This window comes from Bradyrhizobium sp. BTAi1 (assembly GCF_000015165.1).
Lineage (GTDB): Bacteria > Pseudomonadota > Alphaproteobacteria > Rhizobiales > Xanthobacteraceae > Bradyrhizobium > Bradyrhizobium denitrificans.
Genome location: NC_009485.1, coordinates 6480105 through 6501968, shown reverse-complemented (window position 1 = coordinate 6501968; position 21864 = coordinate 6480105). Strand labels below are relative to the sequence as shown.

At 64.8% G+C, this 21864-nt stretch carries 24 protein-coding genes; 10 read left to right on the top strand and 14 right to left on the bottom strand.

Annotated features, from left to right (window positions below; translation table 11 throughout):
• Positions 1–51: 51 nt before the first annotated feature.
• Together BBTA_RS29325 and BBTA_RS29320 are read right to left on the bottom strand one after the other, a co-directional pair.
• Positions 52–894, bottom strand: coding sequence for a MoxR family ATPase (locus tag BBTA_RS29325; RefSeq protein WP_012046128.1), 843 nt, complete (start codon positions 892–894; stop codon positions 52–54).
• 109 nt (positions 895–1003) lie between these two features.
• Positions 1004–1249, bottom strand: coding sequence for a GlsB/YeaQ/YmgE family stress response membrane protein (locus BBTA_RS29320; protein ID WP_012046127.1), 246 nt, complete (start codon positions 1247–1249; stop codon positions 1004–1006).
• Between the two features lie 117 nt (positions 1250–1366).
• Here BBTA_RS29320 and BBTA_RS29315 point away from each other — a divergent pair, with 117 nt between their 5' ends.
• The 3 genes from BBTA_RS29315 to sseA all read left to right on the top strand — a co-directional run bounded on the left by BBTA_RS29315 (position 1367) and on the right by sseA (position 4028).
• Positions 1367–2542, top strand: a complete 1176-nt coding sequence (locus BBTA_RS29315; protein ID WP_012046126.1) for a VWA domain-containing protein — start codon at positions 1367–1369, stop codon at positions 2540–2542.
• A gap of 91 nt (positions 2543–2633) precedes the next feature.
• Positions 2634–3047: a rhodanese-like domain-containing protein gene (locus BBTA_RS29310; RefSeq protein WP_012046125.1), complete on the top strand. Its 414-nt coding sequence runs from the start codon at positions 2634–2636 to the stop codon at positions 3045–3047.
• A 123-nt stretch (positions 3048–3170) separates the two neighbouring features.
• Positions 3171–4028, top strand: coding sequence for a 3-mercaptopyruvate sulfurtransferase (gene sseA / locus BBTA_RS29305; RefSeq protein WP_012046124.1), 858 nt, complete (start codon positions 3171–3173; stop codon positions 4026–4028).
• 6 nt (positions 4029–4034) lie between these two features.
• Here sseA and BBTA_RS29300 read toward each other — a convergent pair whose 3' ends face one another.
• Complete coding sequence (locus tag BBTA_RS29300) at positions 4035–5042, bottom strand: hypothetical protein (RefSeq protein WP_012046123.1); 1008 nt, start codon at positions 5040–5042, stop codon at positions 4035–4037.
• 364 nt (positions 5043–5406) lie between these two features.
• Here BBTA_RS29300 and BBTA_RS29295 point away from each other — a divergent pair, with 364 nt between their 5' ends.
• On the top strand, positions 5407–6627 hold the full coding sequence (locus BBTA_RS29295; protein ID WP_041750962.1) for a L,D-transpeptidase: 1221 nt from the start codon (positions 5407–5409) through the stop codon (positions 6625–6627).
• A gap of 75 nt (positions 6628–6702) precedes the next feature.
• Here BBTA_RS29295 and BBTA_RS29290 read toward each other — a convergent pair whose 3' ends face one another.
• Complete coding sequence (locus BBTA_RS29290; protein ID WP_012046121.1) at positions 6703–7665, bottom strand: D-2-hydroxyacid dehydrogenase family protein; 963 nt, start codon at positions 7663–7665, stop codon at positions 6703–6705.
• Between the two features lie 116 nt (positions 7666–7781).
• Entirely contained in the window at positions 7782–8000 is a 219-nt protein-coding gene (locus BBTA_RS29285; protein ID WP_012046120.1) for a hypothetical protein, read from the bottom strand.
• Between the two features lie 304 nt (positions 8001–8304).
• On the opposite strand from BBTA_RS29285, the gene ettA reads away from it, so the two are divergent.
• Complete coding sequence (ettA, locus tag BBTA_RS29280; protein WP_012046119.1) at positions 8305–9954, top strand: energy-dependent translational throttle protein EttA; 1650 nt, start codon at positions 8305–8307, stop codon at positions 9952–9954.
• Positions 9955–10094: 140 nt separating this feature from the next.
• Positions 10095–10676: a TIGR00645 family protein gene (locus BBTA_RS29275; protein ID WP_012046118.1), complete on the top strand. Its 582-nt coding sequence runs from the start codon at positions 10095–10097 to the stop codon at positions 10674–10676.
• Here BBTA_RS29275 and BBTA_RS41455 read toward each other — a convergent pair.
• Positions 10673–10975: a hypothetical protein gene (locus tag BBTA_RS41455; RefSeq protein ID WP_244424189.1), complete on the bottom strand. Its 303-nt coding sequence runs from the start codon at positions 10973–10975 to the stop codon at positions 10673–10675. The two genes, BBTA_RS29275 and BBTA_RS41455, sit on opposite strands and share 4 nt — an antisense overlap.
• A 256-nt stretch (positions 10976–11231) precedes the next feature.
• On the opposite strand from BBTA_RS41455, the gene BBTA_RS29265 reads away from it, so the two are divergent.
• Entirely contained in the window at positions 11232–12458 is a 1227-nt protein-coding gene (locus tag BBTA_RS29265) for a lytic murein transglycosylase (protein ID WP_201767740.1), read from the top strand.
• A gap of 101 nt (positions 12459–12559) precedes the next feature.
• On the opposite strand, the gene BBTA_RS29260 is transcribed toward BBTA_RS29265, so the two are convergent.
• The gene (locus BBTA_RS29260) at positions 12560–12841 is read right to left on the bottom strand and encodes a hypothetical protein (protein ID WP_012046116.1); all 282 of its coding nucleotides are present in this window, start codon (positions 12839–12841) and stop codon (positions 12560–12562) included.
• A gap of 219 nt (positions 12842–13060) precedes the next feature.
• Positions 13061–13399 carry a hypothetical protein gene (locus tag BBTA_RS29255; protein ID WP_012046115.1) on the bottom strand — a complete coding sequence of 113 codons (339 nt, stop codon included), beginning with the start codon at positions 13397–13399 and terminating at the stop codon, positions 13061–13063.
• 166 nt (positions 13400–13565) lie between these two features.
• On the opposite strand from BBTA_RS29255, the gene BBTA_RS29250 reads away from it, so the two are divergent.
• From BBTA_RS29250 to bfr, 3 genes are all read left to right on the top strand, one after another.
• Positions 13566–13838, top strand: a complete 273-nt coding sequence (locus tag BBTA_RS29250; protein WP_012046114.1) for a hypothetical protein — start codon at positions 13566–13568, stop codon at positions 13836–13838.
• Positions 13839–14017: 179 nt separating this feature from the next.
• Positions 14018–14296, top strand: coding sequence for a bacterioferritin-associated ferredoxin (locus tag BBTA_RS29245; RefSeq protein WP_012046113.1), 279 nt, complete (start codon positions 14018–14020; stop codon positions 14294–14296).
• 119 nt (positions 14297–14415) lie between these two features.
• Entirely contained in the window at positions 14416–14901 is a 486-nt protein-coding gene (gene bfr, locus BBTA_RS29240; RefSeq protein ID WP_008964970.1) for a bacterioferritin, read from the top strand.
• A 94-nt stretch (positions 14902–14995) separates the two neighbouring features.
• On the opposite strand, the gene BBTA_RS29235 is transcribed toward bfr, so the two are convergent.
• The 6 genes from BBTA_RS29235 to BBTA_RS29210 all read right to left on the bottom strand — a co-directional run bounded on the left by BBTA_RS29235 (position 14996) and on the right by BBTA_RS29210 (position 21772).
• Entirely contained in the window at positions 14996–15307 is a 312-nt protein-coding gene (locus BBTA_RS29235; protein ID WP_012046112.1) for a DUF3240 family protein, read from the bottom strand.
• The gene (locus BBTA_RS29230; protein WP_012046111.1) at positions 15304–18381 is read right to left on the bottom strand and encodes an efflux RND transporter permease subunit; all 3078 of its coding nucleotides are present in this window, start codon (positions 18379–18381) and stop codon (positions 15304–15306) included. Before BBTA_RS29230 ends, BBTA_RS29235 begins: the two co-directional genes overlap by 4 nt.
• On the bottom strand, positions 18378–19505 hold the full coding sequence (locus BBTA_RS29225) for an efflux RND transporter periplasmic adaptor subunit (protein WP_012046110.1): 1128 nt from the start codon (positions 19503–19505) through the stop codon (positions 18378–18380). Before BBTA_RS29225 ends, BBTA_RS29230 begins: the two co-directional genes overlap by 4 nt.
• A 166-nt stretch (positions 19506–19671) precedes the next feature.
• Positions 19672–20277: a pyridoxamine 5'-phosphate oxidase family protein gene (locus BBTA_RS29220; protein ID WP_012046109.1), complete on the bottom strand. Its 606-nt coding sequence runs from the start codon at positions 20275–20277 to the stop codon at positions 19672–19674.
• Between the two features lie 30 nt (positions 20278–20307).
• Positions 20308–20661, bottom strand: a complete 354-nt coding sequence (locus BBTA_RS29215; RefSeq protein ID WP_012046108.1) for a hypothetical protein — start codon at positions 20659–20661, stop codon at positions 20308–20310.
• Positions 20662–20680: 19 nt separating this feature from the next.
• Positions 20681–21772 carry an alpha/beta fold hydrolase gene (locus tag BBTA_RS29210; protein WP_012046107.1) on the bottom strand — a complete coding sequence of 364 codons (1092 nt, stop codon included), beginning with the start codon at positions 21770–21772 and terminating at the stop codon, positions 20681–20683.
• Between the last annotated feature and the right edge of the window lie 92 nt (positions 21773–21864).

Below are 21864 nucleotides of genomic sequence, written 5' to 3'. Positions count from 1 at the left end.
GAGGGGACGATCCGCTCCGCCCGAGTCTTTTCCGCCTGCTCTGACGCGCGGTCAAACCTCGCGCCGGCTCAGAAATGCCAAGCGCTCGAACAGATGCACGTCCTGCTCGTTTTTCAGGAGCGCGCCGTGCAGCGGCGGGATCAGCTTGCGCGGATCGCGCTCGCGCAGCTGCTCGGGCCCGATGTCCTCGTTCAGCAGCAGCTTGAGCCAGTCGAGCAGCTCGGAGGTTGACGGCTTCTTCTTCAGGCCGGGCACGTCGCGAACCTCGAAGAAGATGCGCAAGGCTTCCTCGACCAGCCGCTTCTTGATGTTCGGGAAGTGCACATCGACGATGCGCCCCATCGTGTCGGCATCGGGGAATTTGATGTAGTGGAAGAAGCAGCGGCGCAGAAACGCGTCCGGCAGTTCCTTCTCGTTGTTCGAGGTGATGATCACGATCGGGCGCAGCCTGGCCTTGATGGTCTCGCCGGTCTCGTAGACGTGGAATTCCATCCGGTCGAGCTCGAGCAAGAGGTCGTTCGGAAACTCGATATCGGCCTTGTCGATCTCGTCGATCAAGAGCACCGGGCGTTGCTCGGCGGTGAACGCCTCCCACAGCTTGCCGCGCTTGATGTAGTTCTTGATGTCCGACACGCGGCTGTCGCCGAGCTGGCTGTCGCGCAGGCGCGACACCGCGTCGTATTCATACAGGCCTTGCTGGGCTTTCGTCGTCGACTTGATATGCCAGGTGAGCAGCGGCGCGTTGACCGCCTTGGCGACTTCCTCGGCCAGCACCGTCTTGCCGGTCCCCGGCTCCCCCTTCACCAGGAGCGGGCGCTCGAGCACGATCGCCGCGTTGACGGCTACTTTGAGGTCGTCGGTGGCGACGTAATCCTGAGTGCCGGTAAATTTCATCGCGCCTCGCTTGTCATCCAAAGCTTATTGTTGAACTTGTGTTGAGTGGCTACGCGGCTTTGCCGCCGCGCAGCTTTGATATGATGGCTGCCATTGCAAGCGGAAATAATCAAGCGCGCCGGATCAGAGAGAGGATCACGAGCACGATCACGGCACCGATCGTGGCGTCCAGGATCGCCCCCAGCGTGCCGCTGGCGAGCGTGATATGCAGCGCCGGCAGCACGTAGCCTGCCACCAGTGCGCCGATGATGCCGACGACGATATTGCCGATCAGGCCGAAGCCGGCGCCGCGGACGATCAGGCCGGCCAGCCAACCCGCGATCGCGCCGATGATCAGCGCGGCAATGATACTCATGAAAGCCCCCATTCCACCTGTTGTTCCACGGATTGTAGAGCAAAAACCCGGCGGGTCCAGGCCGCAGGCGTCGGGGCGGCCCTTGACGCGCCCTCCCGGCCGGGCGATCTAATGGGCATGTTCCTGCAATTCTTCACAGCGCTGCGCGACGCGCAGGTCCCGGTCTCCTTGCGTGAGTATCTCACGCTGATGGAGGCCATCGACGCCGATCTCGCTGAGCATTCGGTCGAGAATTTCTATTATCTCTCGCGCACGGCCCTGGTGAAGGACGAGCGCAATCTCGACAAGTTCGATCGCGTGTTCGGCTCCGTCTTCAAGGGGCTGGAGAACCTGCTGGACGCGATGGAGAAGGCGGAAATCCCCGAGGAGTGGCTGAAGAAGCTGGCCGAGAAATACCTGACCGAGGAAGAGAAGAAAGAGATCGAGGCCATGGGCTGGGACAAGCTCATGGAGACGCTGAGGAAGCGCCTGGAAGAGCAGAAGGGGCGGCATCAGGGCGGCAACAAGTGGATCGGCACGGCCGGGACCTCGCCCTTCGGCGCCTATGGCTACAATCCCGAAGGTGTTCGGATCGGCCAGGAGAAGAACCGCAACAACCGGGCCGTCAAGGTCTGGGACCGGCGCGAGTTCAAGGATCTCGACGGGAATGTCGAGCTTGGTATCCGCAACATCAAGGTGGCGCTGCGCCGGCTGCGCAAATTCGCCCGAACCGGCGCGCCGGATGAACTCGATCTCGACACCACGATCCGCGAAACCGCCAACCACGGCTATCTCGACGTGCATCTGCGGCCCGAGCGGCGCAATGCGGTGAAGGTGCTGGTGTTCTTCGACATCGGCGGCTCGATGGATTCGCACATCGCCCAGGTCGAAGAGCTGTTCTCGGCGGCGAAGAGCGAATTCAAGCACATGGAATATTTCTACTTCCACAATTGCCTTTATGAAGGCGTTTGGAAGCAGAACAAGCGGCGTTTCACCGACCGCACGCCGACCTGGGACGTGCTGCACAAATATCCGCACGACTACAAGGTGGTGTTCGTCGGCGATGCCTCGATGTCGCCTTACGAGATCATGGTCCCCGGCGGCTCGGTCGAGCATGTCAACGAGGAGCCGGGCTCGGTGTGGCTCGATCGCGTGATCCGCACCTATCCGCACACGGTGTGGCTCAATCCGGTCGCCCAGAAGCACTGGGACTATTCGGAGTCCACCACCATCATTCGCCGCATCTTCTCGGAGCGGATGTATCCGATCACGATCGAGGGATTGGAAGCGGCGATGAAGGAGCTGGTGCGGTAGAATCAGGTTCTGCTGGCCCAGGCATTGCCAGCATTCCGGCGGGCGACAGCGGCCGAACCCGTAAAGCTTGAGATTGTTCAGGAAGAAGCTCATGCCCCAGACCATTACCCGCGGCATCAAGGTACTGCTCGACGAAGCCAATGCCGAGATTGCCACGCTCTCGGCGGCCGAAGCCATCGAAGCCGCCAAGCGCGACGATGTCGTGATCGTCGATATCCGCGACCCGCGCGAGATCGAGCGTGACGGCCGGATCCCCGGCGCATTTTCCTGCACCCGCGGCATGCTGGAATTCTGGATCGATCCGCAGAGCCCCTATGCCAAGCCGATCTTCCAGCAGGACAAGACCTTCATTTTCCATTGCGCGGGCGGCCTGCGCTCGGCGCTGGCGGCCAAGACTGCGCAGGATATGGGCCTGAAGCCGGTCGCCCACATTGGCGGCGGCTTCGCCGCCTGGCGTGAGGCGGGCGGACCGGTCGAGGCGTGGGCGCCGAAGAAGAAGGATTGAACGCCAGGGACGCGCGCGAGGTCTTGACCCGTGTGTCCATCGCCTGAACAAAGCGCTTGAACAAGATGCGTCGCCGGATCAGGTCCGGCCTCGCCGCATTGAAGTGACGTTGGAGCCCAGGCCATGACCATCCCCAATGACCCTCTCGTCTCGACCGATTGGCTCGCGGCGCATCTCGGCGATCCCAGGGTCAAGGTGCTCGACGCGACCTTCAAATTGCCCGGCGTGCTGCCGCTGCCGAAGGACGACTATCTCAAGGCCCACATCCCCGGCGCCGTGTTCTTCGATGTCGACGAGGTCTCGGACCATGCCAACCCGCTGCCGCATATGTATCCGAGCGCCGAGCAGTTCGGCCGTGATGCCGCCCGGCTCGGTGTCAGCAATGGCGACATCGTGGTGGTCTATGACGCCGGCGGCTGGGTCGCCGCGCCGCGCGCCTGGTGGATGTTCCTGTCGTTCGGCCACGCGGATGTGCGCGTCCTGGATGGTGGCCTGAAGAAGTGGATCGCCGAGGGGCGGCCGATCGACAGCGGCCAGGTCACGCCTACGCTCGGCACCTACAACGCGCGCTTCGACGCGGCGCGGGTGCGGAGGATCGAGCAAATGGTCGCCAATCTGGCGGAGCGCGCAGAGCAGGTGATCGATGCGCGGCCGGCGCCGCGCTTTGCCGGCGCGGTGGCCGAGCCGCGGCCGGGCCTGCGGTCCGGCCATATTCCGGGCAGCCGCAATCTGCCCTATGCCGAGCTGTTCGACGCGGCCACCGGCGTGATGAAGCCGCTCGACCAGCTGCGGAGCGCTTTCGGCGCGGCTGGGGTGGACCTGGCGAAGCCGATCGTCACGTCTTGCGGCTCTGGCGTGTCGGCCGCCGTGCTGACCTTGGCGCTGTACCGTCTCGGCATACGCGACACCGCGCTCTATGACGGATCCTGGTCTGAATGGGGCGCCGAGAACGGCCCGCCGGTAGTCACCGGCCCGGCCTGAGATCTCTTATCGCGTCCGCGGCGCCACGGCCTGCTGTCCTGCCGCCTGCTGTCCGAAAGTCTGCGGTTGACCGAATGGCGGTTGACCGAAGCCCGGCTGTTGCTGGAACGGATCGGGGAATTGCGCCTGCTGGGCGGCGGCCTGCCGGGCCGCTCGGGCGTGCTCCGCGATGCGCCGTTGCTTGGCCCGGCGCGCGGCCATCTGCTTCTCGCGGGCCTGACGCTTCTTCATGATGCTTCGGCGCAGCTGGACGCTCGCGACCTTGACCGAGGCCCGATGCTCGCCGGCTGCTGGCCTCTCCTGGCGGGTGGGCTGTTCACCGAGCGCTGCGAGCTTGGCCGCGATCGGATCATCGGCAGGCGTTGCTGGCGCGGGCGCGGGAACGGCCGGCGTTGTGATCGCCGGATCAGCGCTGGCGAGGACCTGGGGGGATGATGTCGGCGCGGCCACGGCGTCGGTCGGAACGGCCGGGGCTGCTTGCGGAGTCGTGTCCAATCGCGGCTTGTCCGCGAGCTTTTCGACGGCCGCGACCGTCCTCGCAGCGTCGTCGGCCATGCCGCGATCCGGCGCTGCGCTCTCGATGCGATCAACCGGTGTGGTCAACGTCTTCGGCAGGACCGTCGCAGCGGTCGTATCGACCGTCTCCGCGGGCAAGGAGGGCGTCGGCAATGCAGGTGATTCGGCGGTCGTGGTCACCTCGACTGTCTCCGCGGCCGGCGGCACGCTCGGCTGTTCGGCCGGCAGCACTGCCGTTGCGGGCGTATCGGTGACCGTGGCAGGCGGCGTCTGCGGTTGCGGTGGGAGCGGGTCGACCCGCAGCACGGCCAGAACCGGAGCGGGTTCGGCCGGCGGCAGGAACGTCGTGAAGCCCGACGCCTGAGTCGCATGCCATGACGAGTTGCTGGCAAACTGCTCGTGGGCGGCGCGCAACAGGGCCGCCGCGCCCATGCCGAAGATGGTAAGAGAGATGGAGCAGACGATCGCGGCGACAAGGAAACGGAAGCCGGGAAGCATTGACGAAAACTCTCGCCGCGGCAGCGGGGAGCCGCCGAGACCTTCGAGCCAGTGGGGAACGCGGTGATCACAGGGAATGCCGCGTTCGCGACGGGGCCGGCTTCTGCCGTGCATCGCGAATCAGGCTAGGTTCACAATACCGCAAGCGTTCCGGCTCGCTCGTCAAATCGAGGCATCTGTGGGGCTCGCGGCGGCTTCGTTGCACTTTTTCAGCGGCGTGAGACTTCCGTGCAACGACGGAGACATGATCACAAATCGCCGAACTGGGACCGACTTGGCCCAAAATGTCTTGAATGCGCCGCTATCTTCGGCCATTTGGCAAAGCAGATGACCCAATCGGCGGCTTGGGGATACTGCAAGGGCAATGATGATCAGACAAATCCTGACGGTTTGCGCGGTCGCGGCAGCGGGCGCGACGGCAACGACGTTTGCTGGGGCGCAGCAGGTCTATCAGACTGCACCTGGTGCCTATTCGCCCGCGCCGACCCCTTACCCGGCTGACAGCCGCGGCCGTGGTCCGGATTTCGACGCGCTCGACGACGAGGACATGCCCGGCAATTCGGCCGCGCTGCCACCGCCCGGCCCGGTTCTGTCGCCGGATGATCCGCGCTATGGTCGTCCCGCCAATGCGCCGGTCTATGGTGCGGCCCCGAACGGTCCGATCCTGTCGCCCGACGATCCGCGTTATGGACGGCCGGCCAGCGCGCCGGTTTATAGCGCGGCTCCGACCGGCCCGGTGATGTCTCCGGATGATCCGCGTTACGGTCGCCCGGCCGGCCCGCCGCCGGTAATCTATGGCGATCGTCCCGCGTCCGCTCAGCAGGCATATGGCACCTATGGCAATGGCGCCCCCGGTGGCGATGCCGGTGCGCCGCGCCCGCCAGGTGCCGTGAGCGGGGCGGTCACGGGGACCGTGCAGGCTCCGGCGGGTGATCGGCCGTTGACCGTGGCGGCCCTGCCGCCCGAGGAGCAGCCGGATGCCGCGCCTGCGCCGCTGCCCGCTAATCTGCGCCGCCAGGAGGTCGACTTCGTCACCAAGGAGCCGCCGGGAACCATCGTCGTCGATACCCCCAACACCTACCTCTATCTGGTGCTCGGGAATGGCCGCGCGATGCGCTACGGCGTCCGTGTCGGCCGTGAAGGCTTCACCTGGACCGGCGTGCAGAAGATCACCAAGAAGACCGAGTGGCCAGACTGGTATCCGCCGAGCGAGATGATCGAGCGCCAGCCTTATCTGCCGCGCTTCATGGCCGGTGGCCCGGGCAATCCGCTCGGCGCCCGCGCGATGTATCTCGGTTCGACCGTGTACCGCATCCATGGCACCAACCAGCCGTCGACGATCGGCAAGTTCGTGTCGTCGGGCTGCATCGGCATGCTCAACGATGACGTCTCCGACCTGTTCGATCGCGTCAAGGTCGGCACCCGCGTGGTCGTCATGCCCGGTGGACCGCCGCCGGGCTCGGCCAAGAACATGGCGGCCGCCGCCGCAGGTCCGGCGCAGGCTCCGGTCCAGGCCCAGGCCGCCGTGCCGGGCAACCAGCCGACCACCGTTCAGCCGTTGCCGCCGCCGGTGACGATCCGCTGAGATCGCTTCCAGAACTGACGAAAGCACCCTCCGCTCGGAGGGTGTTTTGCTTTGGGGCGCTGGGCGCGGCTGAGGTCAGGCGAGCCGGCGCGGCGGCTCGGCCCCGCCGAGCCAGGCGGCGATGCATTCAACCATCTGGCTGTAATGAGCCCGAAAGCTCTCTTCCGTGACATAGCCGAGATGCGGCGTGAGCACGACGTTGTCGAGCCCGCGCAGCGGGTGCGGCACCGGAAGCGGTTCCACCGTGAATACGTCGAGCGCTGCACCCGCGATGCGCTTGTCACGCAGGGCCTGGAGCAGGGCCGCCTCGTCCACGATCGGCGCGCGCGACGTGTTGACGAGATAGGCACTCGGTTTCATCCGGGCGATGTCCGCTGCGCCGACCAGTCCGCGGGAGCGGTCGCTGAGCACGACGTGGATGGTGATGATGTCGGCGGTTGCGAACAACGCCTCCTTCGTGGCGTAGCCGACGCCGGCCTCCTGGCAGCGTTCGGGCGTCAGGTTCGGGCTCCATGCCATCACGTTCATGCCGAACGCCTTGGCGAGCCCCGCGACCTTGCTGCCGAGCTTGCCAAGTCCGACGATCCCGAGCGTCTTGCCCTCAATCTCGACGCCGCCGAGCGCCTGCCAAGCTGCGCCAGCATGCATGCGCGCGTTTTCCTGGCCGATCTTGCGGGTCAGTTCCAGGATCAGGCCCATCGTCAGCGGCGCGGTGGGGTCGCGGCCATATTGGGTGCCGCAGACCACGATGCTGCGGCCCTTGGCGGCGTCCATGTCGATGGCGGCATTGCGCATGCCCGAGGTGATCAGGAGCTTCAGCTTCGGCAGGCGTTCGATCAGCGCGCGCGGGAACGGCGTTCGTTCACGCATCGCGCAGACGATCTCGATGTCTGCGAGCGCGCCGGCGGCGGCATCCTCGCTGCCGAAGGGATGTGTGAAGGCCGTCACGTCCACTTTGTCGGCGAGCCGGCGCCAATCCGCCAGCGCGAGAGCCTTGTCGTAATAGTCGTCGAGAATTGCACAGCGCAGCCGAGTCATCGTCAGGTCCATTCATCGGGACAACGGCGTGATCGGTGAACGCCGTCAGAATGGACATGCTTGCGCGCAAAGCGCCGAGGGCGCAAGGCGCGCCCCGCGCCCGCGGGCGCGACAGCTCAGTCGAGGTCGGTCTTGAGACGGAACGCGGCGTCGCTGCCATATTTGGCGCGCCAAGCCGGCCCCGGACCGCGCATATAGTGCAGTTCCGGCCGGTATGGATTGAAGGCGCGGGCGACGAATTCACGAAGGAAGCCCCGGACGTCGTCCAGGAGACGGGAGCGGTTTCGGCGTTCTGCCGCGGAAGCGGACAGGGAGGCTGACGTGAAGGTGGCCATGACGGGCTCTCGCTGTTGTCGTCTCGGGCTTTTGCCGATTGGGCGCGCGGTTCTTGCGCGCCGAGACCGAGTGTCCCGCCGAATTAATTAAAAGATGGTTGCAATTGTCGTGATCGGCCGCACACATGGTGTTGAACCCGTAATCGACCGTGGGCCAAAGGCGGGGACGGCCGCGCTTCGAGCGCAATTCTCCCGGTGATCGCTGCGACCAAGGCTGCCTCGCCGGTTGCCCTTTGGGGACCGCGCGGTTACATCAGCGGCAACCATTTTCCGAAAAATCCGGCAGTTTTCCGAGGGACACGCGATGGCGCGCCAGTTCGTCTACTTCATGCAGGGTCTGTCCAAGACCTACCCGACCCGCAAGGTGCTCGATAACATCCATCTGTCCTTCTATCCCGACGCCAAGATCGGCGTGCTCGGTGTCAACGGCTCGGGTAAGTCGACCCTGCTCAAGATCATGGCAGGGATCGACAAGGAGTACACCGGCGAGGCCTGGGTCGCCGAAGGCGCCCGCGTCGGCTATCTTGAGCAGGAGCCGCAGCTCGATCCCAAGCTCTCGGTGCGCGAGAACGTCATGCAGGGCGTCGCCAAGCAGAAGGCGATCCTCGATCGCTACAACGAGCTGGCGATGAACTATTCCGAGGAAACCGCCGACGAAATGACCAAGCTGCAGGACGAGATCGAGGCCCAGGGCCTGTGGGATCTCGACAGCAAGGTCGACCAGGCGATGGACGCGCTGCGCTGTCCGGCCGACGACGCCGATGTCAGCAAGCTCTCCGGCGGTGAGCGCCGCCGCGTCGCGCTGTGCCGGCTGCTGCTCGATCAGCCCGAGCTGCTGCTGCTCGACGAGCCGACCAACCATCTTGACGCCGAATCGGTGTCCTGGCTGGAAGGCCACCTGCGCAACTATCCCGGCGCGATCCTGATCGTCACCCACGACCGCTACTTCCTCGACAACGTCACCAGCTGGATCCTCGAGCTCGATCGCGGCAAGGGCATTCCCTACGAGGGCAACTACTCGTCCTGGCTACAGCAGAAGCAGAAACGGCTGGAGCAGGAGGGGCGCGAGGAGGCGGCGCATCAGCGCACCCTGGCCCGCGAGCAGGAGTGGATCGCGGCCTCGCCGAAGGCCCGCCAGGCCAAGTCCAAGGCGCGCTACCAGCGCTACGAAGAGCTGCTCAAGAAGGCCAGCGAGAAGCAGACCCAGACCGCGCAGATCATCATTCCCGTGGCTGAGCGCCTCGGCAACAACGTCATCGATTTCGAAGGCCTGACCAAGAGCTTCGGGGATCGCCTGCTGATCGACAATCTCACCTTCAAGCTGCCGCCGGGCGGCATCGTCGGTGTCATCGGCCCGAACGGTGCCGGCAAGACCACGCTGTTCCGCATGATCACCGGGCAGGAGAAGCCGGACGCCGGCACCATTACCGTCGGCGAGACCGTGCATCTCGGCTATGTCGACCAGTCGCGCGATGCGCTCGACGGCAACAAGACGGTGTGGGAGGAGATCTCCGGCGGCAACGAGCTGATCCTGCTCGGCAAGAAGGAAGTGAACTCGCGCGGCTATTGCTCGTCCTTCAACTTCAAGGGCGCCGACCAGCAGAAGAAGGTCGGCGCGCTCTCCGGCGGTGAGCGCAATCGCGTGCATCTCGCGAAGATGCTGAAGTCGGGCGCCAACGTCCTGCTGCTCGACGAGCCGACCAACGATCTCGATGTCGACACCTTGCGCGCGCTCGAAGAGGCGCTGGAGGATTTCGCCGGCTGCGCCGTCATCATCAGCCACGATCGCTGGTTCCTCGACCGTATCGCGACCCACATGCTGGCCTTCGAGGGCGACAGCCATGTCGAATGGTTCGAAGGCAACTTCCAGGACTATGAGAAGGACAAGATGCGCCGACTCGGCCAGGACAGCGTCATCCCGCACCGGGTCAAGTACAAGAAGCTGACGCGCTGATCGTCAGGATATCGCGAGGCGCGACGCTGTCTCTTGCGAGACAAAGCGTCGCGCCCTGGCTGCGACCCGTTGTCGCTTTTCCGCGTGCTGCGATTGCGTAGATAAGTGGTCCGCAATCCCTCAGCCGCGAGATTCTTCACATGTCTTCCTCCGACGCGCCCCTGTCCTCCAAGGGCGGAGCGCTGCGCCCCATTCCCATGCTGATCTTCGGCTCGCGCTGGCTGCAGCTGCCGCTCTATGTCGGGCTGATCATCGCGCAGGGCGTCTATGTCGTGCTCTTCCTGAAGGAGCTCTGGCACCTGTTCGCCCACGCCTTCGACTTCTCCGAGCAGCAGATCATGCTGGCCGTGCTCGGTTTGATCGACGTCGTCATGATCTCGAACCTGCTCGTGATGGTGATCGTCGGCGGCTACGAGACCTTCGTGTCACGGCTCAATCTGCAGGGCCATCCCGACGAGCCGGAATGGCTCAGCCACGTCAATGCCAGCGTGCTGAAGATCAAGCTGGCGATGGCGATCATCGGCATCTCGTCGATCCATCTGCTGCGGACGTTCATCGAGGCGGGCGCGCTGTCATCGGGCAAGTCGACCTACACCGAGACCGGCGTGATGTGGCAGACCATCATCCATACGGTGTTCATCCTGTCCGCGATCGGCATCGCCATGGTCGACAAATTGTCGAATGCCGCGATCGAGGACGCGAAGCAGGCGGCGGGGCATTAGGCAGGGCTTCGCATGCGCAACCGGTGTCGCAAATCACCATGTCGATCAAGGAAGCGCCGCGCGCGCGGCGGCGCGTCGTGAAGGAACTGCCGGGGATCGCGCAGCCAAACCCCGTCGACCTGACGCGAACCGGATTCCGAGATCAGGATCTCGGTTGGCAGATCGGCAAGCGACGCCTGCCAGCCCGGGAAGAGGCGGCGAGCACGCCGGAACATCAGTACCAGCAGCGCGTCTTCGGTGGTCAGGCCGTCATAGTCGAAGGCGTTGTGCTCGTTCGCGACAAAAATGTGATTTCCCACATGGCCCGGGGCCGGCCTGATCCATCTCGCACGAATCCCAGGTCCGGATAGCGTTCGAGGACTGCGTAAGCCAGAATGTGGCAGGCACCGTTGGCGAAAAACTGGCGATCCGGTCGATGCCGGCGCCGGATCGGATCCAGTTTAACGTTGGCCTGGGGGAGGAACATTGACCGTCGCTCCTGATTCGACGACCTTCTGATCGACACGGTCTCGGATGGATGGTTGCGCGAGGCGCGCGCGGAGGCAAGCTGCAGTGATGATGAAGAGCCGCCTTGTCTGGTGCGCCGTCCTCTTACTCGGGATGTTCCAGCCGGCCCGCGCCGGCGACGCCGCCTTCACGCAGTTCATCGCCTCGCTCTGGCCCGAAGCCAAGGAGCAGGGTGTCTCGCGCGCGGCATTCGAAACCGAGACGCGCGGGCTGGAGCCCGACTACAAGCTCCCGGACCTGCTGCTGCCTGGCCGCCCTGCGACAGGGGCTCCCGCCCAGGCCGAATTCGTGCAGGTGCCGGCCGACTACATCAAGGAAGCCTCGATCGCGCGGCTGGCTGCGCACGGCCAGAAGCTGATCCAGCAATATCGTCCGGCGCTCGCCGAGATCGAGCGCCGCTTCGGCGTGCCCGGTCCGATCGTGCTTGCCATCTGGGGCCGCGAGACCGATTTCGGCCGCTATGCGCTGCCCTATGACGCGCTGCGCGTGCTGGCGACCCAGGCCTATGTCGGCCGGCGCAAGGACCAGTATCGCACCGAGTTCATCATGGCGTTGAAGATGCTGAGCGATGGTGTCGTGACGCGCCGCGACCTCAGGGCGTCATGGGGGGGCGCGGTTGGCCTGACCCAGTTTCTGCCGTCGGAGTACTACAAGCACGGCGTCGATCTCGACGGCGACGGCAAGGTCGATCTCTGGCACTCCGTGCCGGATGCGCTGGGCTCGGCGGCAAAACAGCTCGCCAACAAGGGGTGGCAAAGCGGACTGCGCTGGGCCTATGAGGTCAAGCCGCCGGCCAATGTCGATTGCACCATGGGCGTGCCGGAAGTGAAGAAACCGATCGGCGATTGGTTGCGGGCCGGCTTCGTTCCGGTACGCGGCCAGCGGTTGAGCGCCGCCGAGCAGCAACAGCCGGCGTCGCTGCTGCAGCCCGAGGGCATCTACGGTCCGGCGTTCCTGACGACGGCGAACTACTTTGTCATCAAGGAGTACAATTTCTCCGATCTCTACGTGCTATTCGTCGGCCATCTCGCCGACCGCATGAGCAGCCAGGCTGGGTTTGCGACGCCGTGGTCGGCGTCCCAACAGCTGCGGAGCAAGGATGTCGAGGCGATGCAGAAGGGGCTCACGCGATTGGGCCTCTATGCGGACAAGCTCGACGGCAAGGCGGGCATGCAGACCCGCGCCGCGCTCGGCACATTCCAGAAGAGGGCCGGCCTGAGGGTCGATTGCTGGCCGAGCGAAACGGTGTTGCAGGCGATCAACGCCGCGCGCTGACGGCCGTCGCGAAGGCTGGACACCGAAGAGGCTGGACGTCGGCAGCAAAAAGCCCGGCCATGGGGCCGGGCTGGTGCCGCATCGAAATGCGTCGTCAGGAATCAGTAGCAGACACGAACCGGGCGAGACACCCAGCCATAGCCGTCCCAATAGCGCTCACGGCGCCACACGCACGGCGGCGGAGCCGGCGGGGGAGCTTCGACATAGACCGGGCCGCCATAGGCCGGACGGCTGGAAGCGATCGCTCCGCCGATCAGGGCGCCGCCGATCAGACCGGCAGCTACGCCCGCGCCAACGTCGCCGGCCTTTGCGGCCGGGGCGGTCACGGACAGCGAGCCGGCGATTGTCGCAACCGCAACCAATGCGGTCAGGATCTTCTTCATGTTCCGAGATCTCCTGGAGGAGCGCCCCTGAAGGCGCCCGGTTGGTGATTTGCACGCTCGACGAAGGGCCATCAGCGACGTGAGAAAACACGACAACTCGTCAACCCTTCGTAAACTCTCTCCGACGTCATGCGACGGAAAAACGGTTTTTTGTGGCCGACCGGGCCACGGCTATCCGAAATTCCAGTGCAAGGTCATGGAATTAATGAAGGTGAACGATCACTCGCACACCCGCACGCGGCGAATCCGCCAGCCATAGCCGTCCCAGAAGCGCTGGCGCTGCCAATAGCACTCATAACCGGGGTCGGCGACGTAGGCCGGGCCACCGTAATACGAGTAGCCGGGTCCGTAAGAGTAGCCGGGAGAATAGGTGTAGCCGGGCCCGTAGTAATAGGGATTGCTGCCCGCTGCGATTGCACCGCCAATCAGGGCGCCGCCGATCAGCCCCGCCGCTACGCCGGCCGCCACGCGACCATTGCGCGCTTCAGCAGGAGCAGGAGCCAACGCTGCGGTCGACAGCGTCGCGACGGCGGCCAGGGCCGCAAGTGTCTTCTTCATGACCTCACCTTTCTCACTCGGTCGGCAGGTGGCGCATCAGGCCACACACCAGATTCACATATCCCGCTTGAATGATCAATGAACGGGCTCGTCCAGTTGGACGACCCATATTCGGAATGCGTTCAATGTTGCATTGCACAAAATTTCTCGGTGGGGCAAGACGGCCATGACCACCCCGATTGCCATCGCCATGGCCGTCTGCCTGACCTCGGCCCTCGGTTACGTGCTGCTGGTGCGGGCCGATCGGCGCCGGGATGCGCGCCGCTCGCCTGCCGACAATGATACCCGACGCGACTCCGGCGTGTCGGACAGCGGCACCGACGGCTCCGGTCTGTCGAGCTGGTTCTTCAATACCTCGACCGATGCCATGGGAAATCCAATCGATGGCGGAGGCGACAGCGGCGGTGGAGATGGCGGCGGCGATGGAGGAGGGGATTGAGCCTGGCGCTGCCTCGTCCATCAATATCTTTGCCAGTTTGATCTGCGGCAAGTCGCATCATTGGATCCATTCTAGGTTGATCGTGAGATTGGAATAGCTTCAAAAGCGCCGTTTTCCCTTTGCGCGGCTAGGGGCGGATGACTATCGATAACTGACCAACGAGGATTGGCCGGTTTCTCATGATTGTTTGTTCCTGCAACGTCATCAGTGATCACGACATCCGCCAGGCGGTGAAGTCGGCGGACGAAACGCCGCGGAGCCCCAAGCAGGTCTATGGCTGCCTTGGCTGCAGCGCGGAATGCGGACGGTGTGCACGCACGATCAAGAGCATCATTGATGAGGCGCTGGGGCCCTGCGCGCGCGCCTGCCAGACAGGCTGCCAGCATGGTCATGGGCACGCTTCCGTGCAGGCCGCCGATGACGACCTTCAAAGCCGCTTCGCCTTGGCTGCCTGCTGATCCGCATTTGCCCGTAAACGCGGCTGTTTCGCTCTGAAAATGCGCATGAACAGAGTCGTCTCCGCACTCCGAACCTGTTATTGAGCGCCTGCGGCCTCTAACTTTTTCGGAGCTTATCTATGCAGGGCGACCCAAAGGTCATCGAATATCTCAACAAGGGATTGCGCAGCGAGCTGACTGCCATCAACCAGTATTGGCTGCACTATCGCCTGCTGAACAACTGGGGCCTTCTGGAGATGGCCAAGGTCTGGCGCAAGGAATCCATCGAGGAGATGGAGCACGCCGACAAGTTCACCGACCGCATCCTGTTTCTCGACGGTTTCCCGAACATGCAGGTGCTCGATCCGCTGCGCATCGGCCAGAACGTCAAGGAGATCATCGAATGCGATCTCGCCGCCGAGATCGCCGCGCGGACGCTGTACCAGGAGGCCGCAACCTATTGTCACGGGGTGAAGGACTACGTCTCGCGCGACCTGTTCGAACAGTTGATGAAGGACGAGGAGCATCACATCGATTTCCTCGAAACTCAGCTCGATCTGATCGGCCGCATCGGCCTCGAACTTTACACCCAGAAGCATGTGGGTGGGCTCGAAAGCGAGCACTGATCTCCGCCCTCCGGCGCTTGCTCTTGGCGCTGGTCGATTCAGGGCCGAACACGCCTGGCCCCGAATCGACCACTCCGGAGAGGGCCGGAACGGCTTAGTCGAGGACGCCGAAAGTCTTCACCGGGACAACCCAATAGATGAGCTTCGTTCCGGCGAACGCGCTCTTGAGCCGCTCCAGCAGCTGCTCGAAGTCTTTGTCCTGTAGCACGATCTGCACTGCGACTTCGTCGGCATGTCCCTTGACCCGCTCCGCAGCGCTGCGCAGCCGGATGCGTGTGCCATGCCCGGCGACCTCGGAGGCCGTGAAGCCGGTGACCAGATCGGTTTGCTCGGCGATATAGTCGAACAGCTCGCCGCGCAGCTCGTACGGGGCAATCAGCGTCAGGCAGACGGATTGGCTGGTCATCTCGCCTCCTTGGACGGCCCGCCGTATCGACGATACAGAATCGGCAGCAGGATCAGCGTGAGCAGGGTGGAGGACAGCAGTCCACCGATCACGACGATGGCCAGGGGACGCTGAACCTCGGATCCCGGCCCGGAGGCAAACAACAGAGGAACCAGTCCGAGCGCGGTGATGCTCGCCGTCATCAGCACCGGCCGAAGCCTGCGCTTGGCGCCCTCAACGACGATGAGGTGCTCCGCCAGCCCCTGCGTGCGAAGCTGGTTGAAGTGAGAGACCAGCACGACGCCGTTGAGAACGGCGATTCCGAGCAGTGCGATGAAGCCGACCGAGGCCGGCACCGACAGATATTCGCCGGTCGAGACCAGTGCGAACACGCCGCCGATCAGGGCGAAGGGAATGTTGATGAGCACCAGCAGGGCCTGGCGAACGGAGCCGAAGGTGGTGAAGAGCAGCACGAAGATCAGCCCGATCGCGACCGGCACGACGACGGACAGGCGCGCGGCGGCGCGTTGCTGGTTCTCGAACTGCCCGCCCCAGGTCAGCCGATAGCCCGCCGGGAGCTGCAGCTCGGCGGCCACTTTCTGCTGGGCCGCCTGAACGAAGCCGACCATGTCGCGGCCGCGGACATTGCTGCGCACCACGCTCATGCGATTGCCGTCCTCGCGGTCGATCTTCACCGGCCCGTCGACCCGCTGAATGCGCGCGACCTGCGACAGGGCGACATGCTGTCCGGCAGCCAGCGTGAGCGGCAGCATTGCCAGCAGGGTCGGAGCCTCGCGCGTCGCTTCGCTGCCGCGTACCAGGATCGGGGTGCGGCGGCCGCTTTCCAGCGCGGTGCCGATCGTCCGTCCCTCGATCTGAGTGCGCAAGGAGGTGGCGATGGAGTCGACGGTGAGACCGAGGCGGCCGGCTTCCAGCCGGTTGACCGTGACCGTGTAGTACTGCGCCCCCTCGTTCAGCGTCGTATAGACGTCCTCCGCGCCATCGATGCCCGACAGGATCGTCGAAAGCCTGGCGGCGATGTCGTTGAGTTGGGCGATGTCGGGACCGAAGATCTTCACGGCCACGTCGCCGCGGACGCCGCTGATCATCTCCTGGACGCGCATGTCGATCGGCTGGGTGAAGCTCAGCGAGATGCCTGGAAAATCGCTGAGCACATCGCGAAGCTTCTGCAGCAGGGCTTCGCGGTTTTCGCTCTGCCGCTGCTCCGCCGGCTTGAGCACCAGGAAGGTGTCGGTCTGATTGGGGCCCATGGGATCCAGGCCGAGCTCGTCGGAGCCGGTGCGCGCGATGATCCCGGCGACATCGGGCACCTTCATCAAGGCGGCCTGCAGCCGGGCATTGATGGCGAGCGATTCATCGAGGTTGACGGAGGGGAGGGTTTCGACGCTCACGATGACGTCGCCTTCGTCCATGGTCGGCATGAAGGTCTTGCCGAGCCGAGTATAGCCGTACCCGGCGGCGACGAGACAAAGCATCGCGGCGAGGATGACCTTGCGCTCATTGCCGAGCGCCCATCCGAGCGCCGGCGCGTAGACCCGCTGGGCTGCGCGGATCAGCAGCGGATCATGGTGGGACGCCGATGTGAGCGCGAAGGAGGTGGCGACGGGGATCACGGTCAGTGCGAGCAGCAGCGACGCCGCCAGCGCGAAGATGATGGCCAGCGCGACCGGGATGAACAGCTTGCCCTCGAGGCCCTGCAAGGTCAGCAGCGGCACGAACACGATGATGATGATCAGGACGCCGGAGGCCACCGGCTGCAGGACCTCGCAGACGGAGCGGAACACGATGTGGACCAAGGGCGCGTTTCGGCTCTGATCATGCTTGCCGAGATTGCCGACGATGTTCTCGACCACGACCACCAGCGCATCGATCAGCATGCCGATCGCGATGGCGAGCCCGCCGAGACTCATCAGGTTGGCCGACATTCCGACGGCCCGCATCACCAGCAGCGCCATCGCGATGGCGAGCGGGAGGCTCAGCGCGATCACGAGCGAGGCGCGCCAATTGCCGAGGAACAGCAGCAGCAGCACGACGACCAGGACCGTGGCCTCGCCGAGCGCCCGCACGACGGTGCCGACGGCGCGGTTGACCAGCTTGCTGCGGTCATAGAACACGTTGATGCTGACGCTGGCCGGCAGCGACGGCTTCAACTCCTCGAGCCGGTCGCGCACGTCGCGCACCAATTGGCCGGCATTGGCGCCGCGCAGCCCCAGCACGAGGCCCTCCACGGTCTCGCCCTTGCCGTCGGCCGTGACCGCGCCATAGCGGGTCAGCGCCCCGATCCGCACCCGGGCGACGTCGCTGACGCGAATCGGGATGCCATCCCTCGTATCCACGACGATGGCCTTGATGTCGTCGATGCCGCGGATGCTGCCCTCGATGCGCACCAGCGCACTGTCTTCACCCTGGTTGACGCGGCCGGCGCCGTCGTTGCGGCTGTTGGCCTCGATCGCCTTGCGAAACAGCTCGTAGGAGATGCCGCGCGCGGCCAGCGCATCCGTCCGGGGAACGATCTCGAAGGCCCGGACCTGGCCGCCCAGCGCGTTGACATCGGCCACGCCGGGCACGGTGCGGAGCGCGGGCCGGATCACCCAGTCGAGCAGGCTCCGCCGCTCCGCGAGCGACAGCTCCGGACTGTCGATCGTGAACATGAACATCTCGCCGAGCGGGCTCGTGATCGGCGCAAGCCCGCCGCTCACGCCGTCGGGGAAGTCGCGCGAGATGTTCGAGAGCCGTTCCGACACCTGATTGCGCGCCCAGTAGATGTCGGTGCCCTCCTCGAAATCGACCGTGATGTCGGCCAGCGCATATTTCGTGGTGGAGCGCAGGATCCTCTTGTTCGGCAGGCCGAGCAGTTCGAGCTCGATCGGTACGGTGACGCGCTGCTCGACCTCCTCCGGCGTGAGACCGGGCGCCTTCATGATGATCTTGACCTGAACCGGCGAGACGTCAGGGAAAGCATCGATCGGCAGGCTCGGCAGGAACACGGCGGCGGCGCCGATCAGCAGCAGTACGCTCAGGAGGACGAACAGCCGTTGCGACAGCGCGAAGGCGACGAGGCGCTGCAGCATCATTGCCCCAGCCGCAGGAGAATGCCGCGCAGCGCCGAAATGCCGCCGACGGCGACGTCGTTCTGCTCGGTGATCGGACCTGATACGACGACGTGATCCTGATCCTCGGCGAGCAGCGTCACCGGAACCTGCCGGAAGCCGCCCTCGATCGCGACGAAGATCGAGGTCTGCTCGCCGCGCCGGACGAGGCCGCTATACGGAATCTCCCAGGCGCTCTCTCCGGCGGAGATGAAGCCGATGCGCGCGGCTGCAGTCTGCCCGGAATGCAATTCGCCATTGTTCGGAATCTCGGCCCGGACGAGGATCGTCTGGGTGGCGGCGTCCGTCGTCTCGGACACCAGGATGACGCGGCCCGGAGTCGGATAGCCGTCGATCTCGACCTTGGCGCCGATCTTGATTGCACCGATATTCGTGGCCGGAATCGCAATCTCGACCCAGAGCGGCGACAGCCGTGCGAGCTTCACCAGCGGTGCGGACTGCTCCATCCGCTGGCCGGGCGACACCGCGATCTCGACCACGGAAGCGGCCTGGGGCGCGTTCACCGTCAAGGTGGCGCTGATCGCCGCCTCGTTGGTCAGCCGCGCAATCGCGTCGTCGGAGAGACCGCTGAGATGCAACATCTGCCGTCGCTCCGCGACCACGATGCTGGCCTGGCGTGCTTCGGCCTGGCTCGATTCCAGCACGCGCTGCGGCACCGCCTTGCCGTCGAACAGATCGGCGTTCCGCTTCAACTGCTGGGCGGCGAGAACCTCCTGGGCCAGCGCATGTAGATATTCGCGTTGCAGCGAGACGAAGCTCGGACTCTCCAATGTCAGCAGCGGTTGTCCGGTGGTGACGCGGTCACCGCGCCCGACCGCCAGATTCGTGACCATGCCGGCCACCGGCGCGCTGACGACCCAGAGCTGAGGTGTGGGGATGACGATCTGTGCCGGATAGGGCAGCGTCTTGTCGGTCGGACTCGGGACGGGATGCGTGACGCGGATGCCGAGATTGCGTGCCTGCTCGGCGGTGAGCTTCACATCCTCGGCCACCGCTCTGGCGGGTGACGTCCCGAGTGCCAACAGGACAAGCGCGCTCGCGATCAGGGCGCGCGGCAAATAACAGGCAACACGGAAGGGCGTTGGCATTGCGAAGATCGTTTTCCAGTTCGGAGAATGACATAATCATAGCTGATTTCTGCCATTTCCGCGACTGTCGACCTGCGTCAAGGCATGCGCGCCTTTGCGCGCATGTGCATCATAGAAGAGCGTTCATGACTCCTCGCTGACGCCCACATGCAAACAGATCGCATTCTCAAAGCTGCTCGCGCCAGCGGGCGTCGGTGACGTGCTGAGGCTCGGGCGTGCCGAGCCGGGTCTGATCATGAATGATCTCACTGATGCTCGGCATGGCGGAGCGGGCGACCTGAGCCTCCTGCGACCAGAGCTTGGAGCGCATGATCGCCTTGCCGCAATGGAAGTAGACCTCCTGCACGCCGATCACGAGCACGGAGCGCGGCGGCTTGCCGAACTCCTCGAGCCGCGCGAGCAGGGCAGGCTCGGTGGATAGCGCGGCCGTGCCGCTGACCCGCAGGGTTTCGTTGAGTCCCGGTACAAAGAAGATCAGCTGCACCAGGCCGGATCCTTCCGACACGTTCCTGAGACTGTCGAGTCTGTTGTTGCCGGGGCGGTCCGGCATCATCAGACGATCGTCGCCATCGATATGGACGAACCCCGGATGACCACCGCGCGGCGAAGCGTCGACGCTGCCATCCTTCCCCGCGCTTGCGATCACGCAGAACGGCGACAAGGCGATGAACTTCCGACTGTGAACGTCCAGCGCCGGCCGGACCTTCGCGATCACACGCTCGTTCGGGCTCGGATAGATCGCGGCGAGGTTCGGGTGGGTGAGGTCGTTCAAAGCGCTTCTCCTTGGATGCGGGGGCGGCTCTCAGACGGCGTCGGCCGGCACGAAGCAGCTGATGATGATGTCGCCGCGATGGTGGACGTACCACACCACGGCCTCGCCGACCGGATTGCCGCGGTCGCGGATGATGGCGCGCTCCGGCACCGCCATCCAGCGTCCCTCGATCGGCACCCAATAGGTGCCGTCGCGGACATCATAGGTCGTGCGGTGGCCGTCGGAGATGTCGCAGCATGGCACGCCGTTGGGCGCGATCACGCTCTTGAACCAGGCGCGGATATCGGGCGGAACGTTCTCGAACTGGCCATTGTCGAAGGCGAAGGCGACGCCCGCAGCGGCGAGCGACCCCATTGTGAGAGCGGCCAGCACGATCCTGCGCATTCGTCGTTCCCTCTCGCTATCAGCCGCCCCGCTGCGGTGCGCTCGCCAGCAGCTCGCGCAGCGGCTGCGCGTAGAATTTGGCGTTGCCGGTGGTGAGATGGCCGCGCGTCTCGGCCGAGGCCGGGATCAGCAGCAGCTTGCCATTGGCGATGCGCTTCATTGCCTCGCCGGTGACGCCGGTCTCCGGCGGATTGCGCTCGTCGTCGGCGGAGTTGATCAGCATTACGGTCGCCTTGATTTTCCCGAGATCCGCCGACGGATTATAGTCGTGCGAGGACTCCCATTGATAGATGAAGTCATTGGCGTCGGTGGGAACAGCCTGCGCCAGGCGCTCCTCCACCATCTTGTCGGCCAGGGCTGCGGTCGGTGCCGCGAGCTGATAGGCGATGGTGCCGCCGGCGGTAGCGGTGGCATAGGCCGTGACGGCGTACTTCATCATGCGCGGCTGGGTCGTGTAGTTGCCGCCGCTATAGTCGGGATCGTTGCGGATGGTCTCCAGCATGATCCGGCGCAGCATCCAGTTGCGCGCCGCCATCTCGGTCGGCTGCGATGCCATCGGCACGGCGATATCCATGAAGTCGGGATAGCGCGTTGCCCAGACCCAGCTGTGCATGCCGCCCATCGAATTGCCGATGACGAGGCGTAGATGCTTGATGCCGAGACCTTCGGTCAGCAGCCGGTGTTGTGCATCGACCATGTCGGCATAGTCATAGGCCGGAAAGCCGGTCTTCAACCCATCGGATGGCTTGGATGATTTGCCGTGCCCGATGCTGTCGGGGATGATGATGTAGTACTTCGTCGCGTCGAGCGGCTGATCCTTGCCGAACAGCTCGCCGGCGAACGGCGCCACCAGCATGCTGGCGCCCGAGCCGCCGGTGCCGTGCAGCACCAGCACCGGCTGTCCGGTCGGCTCGCCCACGGTGGTGTAGTGCAGCTTCAGTTCCGGCAGTGTCTCGCCGGTGTGGAATTTGAAATCCTTGACGACGAAGTCCGCCTGTTTCGGGGCCGGATAGTCCGCGGCCTCGGCCGGGTCGCAACAGGCGACGAAAGCAGCAAGGACGGCGACACAGGGTCGAAGCGTGATTGGTCGAAACACCAGTTGTCGAAGCATGAATTCCCCCGGATCATGCGCGACTCTTGGCGGCCGCGTCGGAGACATGTTAGCACGTCCGGCGACCTGGTTCAGCACCGGATTGATGAGAC

Coding starts and splice junctions, on each gene's coding strand:
- bfr (WP_008964970.1), top strand. CDS start 14,416: ATGCAGGGCGACCCAAAGGTCATCGAATATCTCAACAAGGGATTGCGC.
- BBTA_RS29300 (WP_012046123.1), bottom strand. CDS start 5,042: ATGCTTCCCGGCTTCCGTTTCCTTGTCGCCGCGATCGTCTGCTCCATC.
- sseA (WP_012046124.1), top strand. CDS start 3,171: ATGACCATCCCCAATGACCCTCTCGTCTCGACCGATTGGCTCGCGGCG.
- BBTA_RS29295 (WP_041750962.1), top strand. CDS start 5,407: ATGATGATCAGACAAATCCTGACGGTTTGCGCGGTCGCGGCAGCGGGC.
- BBTA_RS29290 (WP_012046121.1), bottom strand. CDS start 7,665: ATGACTCGGCTGCGCTGTGCAATTCTCGACGACTATTACGACAAGGCT.
- BBTA_RS29250 (WP_012046114.1), top strand. CDS start 13,566: ATGACCACCCCGATTGCCATCGCCATGGCCGTCTGCCTGACCTCGGCC.
- BBTA_RS29325 (WP_012046128.1), bottom strand. CDS start 894: ATGAAATTTACCGGCACTCAGGATTACGTCGCCACCGACGACCTCAAA.
- BBTA_RS29310 (WP_012046125.1), top strand. CDS start 2,634: ATGCCCCAGACCATTACCCGCGGCATCAAGGTACTGCTCGACGAAGCC.
- BBTA_RS29265 (WP_201767740.1), top strand. CDS start 11,232: ATGATGAAGAGCCGCCTTGTCTGGTGCGCCGTCCTCTTACTCGGGATG.
- BBTA_RS29210 (WP_012046107.1), bottom strand. CDS start 21,772: ATGCTTCGACAACTGGTGTTTCGACCAATCACGCTTCGACCCTGTGTC.
- ettA (WP_012046119.1), top strand. CDS start 8,305: ATGGCGCGCCAGTTCGTCTACTTCATGCAGGGTCTGTCCAAGACCTAC.
- BBTA_RS29225 (WP_012046110.1), bottom strand. CDS start 19,505: ATGCCAACGCCCTTCCGTGTTGCCTGTTATTTGCCGCGCGCCCTGATC.
- BBTA_RS29215 (WP_012046108.1), bottom strand. CDS start 20,661: ATGCGCAGGATCGTGCTGGCCGCTCTCACAATGGGGTCGCTCGCCGCT.
- BBTA_RS29320 (WP_012046127.1), bottom strand. CDS start 1,249: ATGAGTATCATTGCCGCGCTGATCATCGGCGCGATCGCGGGTTGGCTG.
- BBTA_RS29275 (WP_012046118.1), top strand. CDS start 10,095: ATGTCTTCCTCCGACGCGCCCCTGTCCTCCAAGGGCGGAGCGCTGCGC.
- BBTA_RS29260 (WP_012046116.1), bottom strand. CDS start 12,841: ATGAAGAAGATCCTGACCGCATTGGTTGCGGTTGCGACAATCGCCGGC.
- BBTA_RS29245 (WP_012046113.1), top strand. CDS start 14,018: ATGATTGTTTGTTCCTGCAACGTCATCAGTGATCACGACATCCGCCAG.
- BBTA_RS29285 (WP_012046120.1), bottom strand. CDS start 8,000: ATGGCCACCTTCACGTCAGCCTCCCTGTCCGCTTCCGCGGCAGAACGC.
- BBTA_RS29235 (WP_012046112.1), bottom strand. CDS start 15,307: ATGACCAGCCAATCCGTCTGCCTGACGCTGATTGCCCCGTACGAGCTG.
- BBTA_RS29315 (WP_012046126.1), top strand. CDS start 1,367: ATGTTCCTGCAATTCTTCACAGCGCTGCGCGACGCGCAGGTCCCGGTC.
- BBTA_RS29230 (WP_012046111.1), bottom strand. CDS start 18,381: ATGATGCTGCAGCGCCTCGTCGCCTTCGCGCTGTCGCAACGGCTGTTC.
- BBTA_RS29255 (WP_012046115.1), bottom strand. CDS start 13,399: ATGAAGAAGACACTTGCGGCCCTGGCCGCCGTCGCGACGCTGTCGACC.